Source organism: Rhodoblastus sp. (assembly GCF_041915505.1).
GTDB lineage: Bacteria > Pseudomonadota > Alphaproteobacteria > Rhizobiales > Beijerinckiaceae > Rhodoblastus.
Genome location: NZ_JAYSBG010000199.1, coordinates 1 through 6,476 on the forward strand (window position 1 = coordinate 1; position 6,476 = coordinate 6,476).

Genomic DNA, 6,476 nt, shown 5'->3' on the forward strand with positions numbered 1-6,476 from the left:
GGCCGGCCGGTCTCGATTTCGGCCTCGTCCAGCGTCTGAACGTGCGAGCGATCCAGAAAGTTCGCGATCACGTCGCCGTCGCGGGGGCCGAACAAGGGCTTGCCGGCCGGAGCGATGAGCCGCAGCTTTTCGTCGGCAGCCTTGTCTGCAAGCCTGACGCGCCAATCCGTCTCCGCGGCGACCGCGAAATTGTCATAGCGATAGACGTGAGGAAAAACGGCGGCGGCCGTCTTCAGCGCGTCGATGGACTCCGTCGTATTGAAGGCAAGCACCGCTTCCGGCGTCATATGGGACTTGATGAGGGAGAGAAATTCGCGGCTCATCAGCAGCGACACATACATGCGCCAGTGCCAGGTCGTGTTCATGATGACGAGATCGTATTTCGCATCCGGGTTCTGGCGCAAGAACTTGCGGCCGTCGCCGATGATCAGATTGACGCGCGGGTCGTGGATGGCCTTGTTCTGCGCGTCGTAATTCCGGGCGAGGTCGATATAGCCGGGATTGATTTCGATGACGTCCATGCGTTCGACGTCCGGAAAACCGCCGATAATATATTGCCAGCTTCCGACGGACAGGCCGATCATGAGAACACGACGCGGCGTCGGGGTGATCGCCTGAAGCATGACGACGCGGTTGAGCCCGTTTGAATTGATGCGGGGGTCGATATTGGTGCGTCCATCGTAGACATTGCCGCCAAAAACGGCGTCTCCCGCAACATCGTCTTTGTAGGCGACCACAATGCCCTGCCGCGTTTCGACGACATGACGGATTTCGCCGCCAAACGCCGAGAGCTTGGCGATAAGTTGGTTCTGTGCGCGCGTGCTGGCCTGTCCGGCGCCAAATACAAAGGTGAGCCCGAACGCGAGCGCCGTCCCGGCGAGGGCCATTTGTTTGATGCGCAAGTTCAGACGGTCCGCCAGCGCGATGGCGACGGCGATGGACATGCCCATGGCGCCCAGAATGACGAAGGCCATCTGAGTCGTTACCCATTCCAGGACGACGAAATTGGTGACCAGCGGTCCGATAACGCTACCGAGAATGTTGGCCGCGTAAACGTGCGACAGGGATCTGCCGACGCGGCCTGCTCCGAGCTTTGTTCCGAGATGGTGACAAATGGGAAAACAGATGGAAAGCAGGAAGGCCGGAGCAAAGATGAGGGGCAGCAGCAGGAGCGTCACCCGCGGCAGCGCGACGACGAAAGCGGGCGTGAGGGCGATCACGGCGGAACCCGCGAGAACGCATTTGGCGATGATCTCGCGCAAGTTAGCCGGCGTCCGGCAGAACCCTCCGCCAACCGACGCGCCGATTGCGATGCCGAGCAGATAGATCGAGAGCACCACGGCGATGGCGATCGGCGTCGAGTGGTTTGCGAATGCGAAAGTGCGCACCCATAGCGTCTCGGCGCTTAGTGACAGCAGGCCAACCAAAAAGGAAATCAACGGCGCCGGCATCAATTTGCGCCGCCTTTCGCGAACCCGCGCCGGACGCAGACAATGCCGGTGACGGCGATTGTCACGTTGATGGCGGCCGCCGCATAGGTCAGTCCATCCAGACCGAACAGCGGAATGAGCGCATAAACCGCTGTCAGCGCGCCGACCGCGGCGCCCAGCGTGTTGATATAGTAGAGGCGTCCCGTCGAATCCCCGACATTGCCGATTCGCATCGTCAGTTCGGTCACGAGAACCGGCAGGGTCGAGCCCATGGCGAAGGTTGGCGCCATGAGGACCAGAAAGGTCGCGCCGACCATCACAGGCAATGGCTTGTTTGCGAACAGAAGTCCGCTGGCGTCGATCACGTCGAGGCTGACGAAACCGAACAGTCCGATCGTCAATTCAACGGCGGAGAAGACGAAAATGCGGTGTTGCGCGAAGCGGTCAGCGAGCCAACCGCCGAGCAATGCGCCGCCGCCGAGGCCGAGCATAAAGACGGAGACAATGACGCTGACGGAATCGAGGTCGACGCCGAACCAGCCGAACAGCGCCCTCTGCCAGGCAATTTGATAGCAGAGAGCGGCGAACCCGGATGCGAAGAAGAGCGGAGGCAGGACCGCTTCGATCAGGCCTGCCGCGCTCGCAGCGTCGGCGCTTGTCGTCGGCCGCTTCTCACTGCTCAAAATGAGTTCCATACCAAGCCTTGCAGTCGTCAGCCGTCCGCAGCCAGCCTTTTTCACACTATCCAGAACGTCCTTTTTACTCGGGTGTCGCTTACGAAAGCGTTACGGCGGGCAGTTGATGACCTTCGGGACTAAGTCATTTCAGGCCGGCGTCGTCGAAATGGTTCAGTTGCCTCGACGGTGGGGCAGACGACAATTCTTGTGAGTCAAGGTCTGCATGAACCTCGCCCGAATCCCTGAGGCGGCTTCGTGATGTCAATGCGTGTCGGCTTCGAGCTAATTCCGATAGATGGCGACAGTGCTCGGCAACGACCGGAAATAGCGCAGCCCTGCCGTCGCGTCTCGGTCCGTTGTCCGTCCCGAACCAGACTTTCGCCCTGTGATCGCAAGCCGCCGGAGCCTGTCATCGCCCGACAGCGCCGGCCGCGGGATTTCGCCCTCGCCTCTGGCCAATTTTCCCCCGCCGCCCCATATTGCGACAATGGCGAAAAAACCGACTTCCCGGGCGAAGGCGTCCAAGCCCGACGTCAAGCCGCTTGACGAGCATCTGGCCGCTTTGCTCAATCCCGCTTTGATCGGCAGGGGCATGGAAGAGGCCGCCTCGCCCTATATTGCCGAGCCGCTGAGCGCCGAGGAGGCCGCCCGCTATGGGCTCGGGCAGGAGCCGGACATCGTGCGCGAAAGGCCGAAGCGCCGCGCGCCGGCCAGGGAAAGTTTCCAGACCGCCTCGGGCGCCACCGCCAGCGTGCTTGAAGACCTGCTGGAAAAGGGCGACCCCAATCTGCGCGACAAAAAGCCCTGGGTTCCCCACCGGCCCGAGCGGCCCGAAAAATCCGAGGGCGGCGTTCAATTCGAACTGGTGTCGGAATATCAGCCGCAGGGCGACCAGCCGCGCGCCATTGACGAGCTGGTGGCGGGCCTCAAGGCGCAGGAGCGCGATCAGGTGCTGCTCGGCGTCACCGGCTCCGGCAAGACCTTCACCATGGCCCAGGTCATCGCGCGCTCGCAGCGCCCGGCCCTGATCCTCGCGCCCAACAAGACCCTCGCCGCCCAGCTTTACGGCGAGTTCAAGAGCTTTTTCCCGCATAATGCGGTCGAATATTTCGTGTCCTATTACGATTATTACCAGCCGGAAGCCTATGTCCCGCGCACGGACACCTATATCGAGAAGGAAAGCTCGATCAACGAGCAGATCGACCGGATGCGCCATTCCGCCACCCGCGCTCTGCTCGAACGCGACGATGTGGTGATCGTCGCCTCGGTGTCCTGCATCTATGGTATCGGCTCGGTCGAGACCTATACCGCCATGACCTTCTCGGTGAAGCTCGGCGAAAAGCTCGACCAGCGGCAATTGCTGCAGGATCTGGTCGCCCTGCAATACAAGCGGACGCCGGACTTCTCGCGCGGCGCCTTTCGCGTGCGCGGCGATACGGTCGAAGTCTTCCCTGCGCATTATGAAGACCGCGCCTGGCGTCTTTCCTTCTTCGGCGACGAGGTCGAAAGCATCGCCGAATTCGACCCGCTGACCGGCAAGAAGACGCAGGATCTCGAACTGGTCAAATTCTACGCCAATTCGCACTATGTCACGCCGCGCCCGACCTTGTTGCAAGCGGCGGACGCCATCAAGGCGGAGCTGCGCCAGCGGCTCGAGGAGTTGAACGCCTCTGGCCGCCTGCTCGAAGCGCAAAGGCTCGAACAGCGCGTGATCTTCGATCTCGAAATGCTGCAGGCGACCGGCTCCTGCGCCGGCATCGAAAACTATTCGCGCTATCTCACCGGCCGCCGCCCGGGCGAGCCGCCGCCGACCCTGTTCGAATATCTGCCCGACAACGCCCTCGTTTTCACCGACGAAAGCCATGTCACCATTCCGCAGATCGGCGGCATGTATCGCGGCGACTTTCGGCGCAAGGCGACGCTGGCCGAATATGGCTTCCGCCTGCCCTCCTGCATGGACAACCGGCCGCTCCGCTTCGAGGAATGGGATGCGATGCGGCCGCAATCGGTCCATGTCTCGGCGACGCCGGGCGATTGGGAAATGGAGCAGACCGGGGGCGTGTTCGTCGAACAGGTGATCCGCCCGACCGGCTTGATCGACCCGCCGGTCGAGGTGCGCTCCGCCCGCAGCCAGGTCGACGACCTGCTCGGCGAGGTGCGCGAGACCAGCGCGCGCGGCTATCGCACCCTTGTCACGGTGCTGACAAAACGGATGGCCGAAGACCTGACCGAATATCTGCACGAGAATGGCGTGCGCGTGCGCTACATGCATTCCGACATCGACACGATCGAGCGCATCGAGATCATCCGCGACCTGCGCCTCGGGGCCTTCGACGTGTTGGTCGGCATCAACCTTTTGCGCGAAGGCCTCGACATTCCCGAATGCGCGCTTGTCGCCATTCTCGACGCCGACAAGGAAGGTTTTCTGCGCAGCGAGCGGTCGCTGGTGCAGACCATCGGCCGCGCCGCGCGCAATGTGGACGGCAAGGTCATCCTCTATGCGGACACCATCACCGGCTCGATGGACCGCGCCATGTCGGAGACCAAGCGCCGCCGTGAAAAGCAGCTCGCCTGGAACGAGGAACACAATATCACCCCGGCGACCATCAAGCGCGGCGTCGCCGATATTCTCGGCTCGGTCTATGAGCAGGATCACGTCAGCGTCGACATTGGTCTCGCCGCGCCGGCGATCGGCCATAATTTCGAGGCGACCATCGCCGATCTGGAAAAGAAGATGCGCGCGGCGGCGTCCGATCTCGATTTCGAAACCGCCGCCCGGCTGCGCGACGAGATCAAGCGGTTGCAGGCGGTGGAACTGACCGTCTCCGACGATCCGCTCGCCCGCCAGAGCGACGTCGACGCCGAAGGCGGCGCCTATCAGGGCGCGCGGAAATATGGCGCCGCCGCCAATCTGCCGCCCTCCCGCATCCGCAAGCCGACGGACGACGACATGGGGCCGCACAATCTCGGCGGCGGCGAGGCGCGGCCCAAGGCGACAGCGCGGCCTTCCGGCTCTTGGCGCCACAAAGGCAAGCAGCGATAATCCCGGAAAAACAAGTTCCGGGAGGGGCGCATGTTTGGCTTGATGCAGCGGCGCGAGTTGCTGATTTCCTCGATTCTCGTGCATGCCGCGCGCCATCACAGCGAGGCTGAAATCGTGTCGCGCCGCGACGACGGTCGCGTCGAACGCACGACTTATGCGGCGCTCGAACGGCGCGCGCGCCGCCTGATGGGCGTGTTGCGCGATCTCGGCGTGCGGCCCGGCGACCGCGTCGCCACGCTGGCCATGAACAGCGACCGCCATCTCGAACTTTATTACGCCATTTCGGGCATGGGCGCGGTCTGCAACACGATCAACCCGCGCCTCTCGCCCGACGACATCGCCCATATCGTTAACCACGCCGAAGACCATGTGGTTTTCGTCGATGCGTGTTTCGCCCCGCTCATCGCGGCGGTGGCGCCGAAAACGACGGAGACCGTGCGCGCGGTCGTGGCGCTGGCGCAAGCCGATGAAATGGCGCGACTCGGCCCGGCGATGAACCTGCCGCCCAATGTGACGCTCCATTGTTACGAGGCCCTGCTCGCAACGGCGCGCGACGAGCCGGACTGGCCGGTCTTCGACGAGAATATGGCTTCGGGCCTGTGCTACACGTCGGGAACCACCGGGCGTCCGAAGGGCGTGCTTTATTCGCACCGTTCGTCGCTGCTTCACGCCTTCGCAACCGTCGCGCCCGATGCAGTGGGCCTGCGCGCCACGACGCGGGTCCTGCCCGTCGTGCCGATGTTTCACGTCAACGCGTGGGGCCTGCCCTATGCCGCGCCCATGGCCGGCGCGTCGCTCATCATGCCCGGACGCCATCTCGATCCGGTTTCCCTGCTCGCCCTGATGGACGGCGAAAATGTCGATCTCGCCGTCGGCGTGCCCACCGTCTGGATGTCGCTGGTCAATCACATGCGCCAGACCGGCTCGCGTTTCAAAACCCTGAAGCGCGTCATGTCGGGCGGCGCCGCTCTGCCGCATTCGCTGATCGTCGAATTCGCCGGCCTCGGCGTCGAGGCGGCGCAAGGCTGGGGCATGACCGAAACCAGCCCGGTCGTCACCTATAATGCCGCGAAACCCGCCGTCGCCCGGCTCGACGGCGAGGCGCTTTACGACCATGCGGCCAAACAGGGCCGCGTCCTGTTCGGCGCCGACATCCGCACAATCGGCCCCGACGGCGTGGAGACCGCGCGCGACGGCAAGAGCCAGGGCGACGTCTCGTGCCGGGGCCATTGGATCGCCAGCGGCTATTTCCGCATGCCGGAGACCGAGATCCCGGCCGACGCCTGGTTTCCCACCGGCGATGTAGGGGTGATCGACGAAAACGGC

4 protein-coding genes are annotated in these 6,476 nt (G+C 63.5%); 2 read left to right on the forward strand and 2 right to left on the reverse strand.

Annotated elements, in window-relative coordinates:
• On the reverse strand, window positions 1-1,451 hold a 1,451-nt coding region (locus ACE3S9_RS12685; protein WP_374546831.1), incomplete at its 3' end, for a hypothetical protein.
• Window positions 1,451-2,170 (reverse strand): hypothetical protein, encoded by a 720-nt coding sequence (locus ACE3S9_RS12690; protein WP_374546832.1) that lies wholly within the window; start codon window positions 2,168-2,170, stop codon window positions 1,451-1,453. The genes ACE3S9_RS12685 and ACE3S9_RS12690, both read right to left, overlap by 1 nt.
• 424 nt (window positions 2,171-2,594) lie before the next feature.
• Between ACE3S9_RS12690 and uvrB the strand changes: the two genes are divergently transcribed.
• Window positions 2,595-5,150 (forward strand): excinuclease ABC subunit UvrB, encoded by a 2,556-nt coding sequence (gene uvrB, locus ACE3S9_RS12695; RefSeq protein ID WP_374546833.1) that lies wholly within the window; start codon window positions 2,595-2,597, stop codon window positions 5,148-5,150.
• A gap of 30 nt (window positions 5,151-5,180) precedes the next feature.
• The coding region (locus ACE3S9_RS12700) for an AMP-binding protein (protein WP_374546834.1) at window positions 5,181-6,476 on the forward strand (1,296 nt) is incomplete at its 3' end.

Excerpts from the sequence above, each read along its gene's own strand:
- uvrB (WP_374546833.1), top strand. The coding sequence starts at position 2,595 with ATGGCGAAAAAACCGACTTCCCGGGCGAAGGCGTCCAAGCCCGACGTC.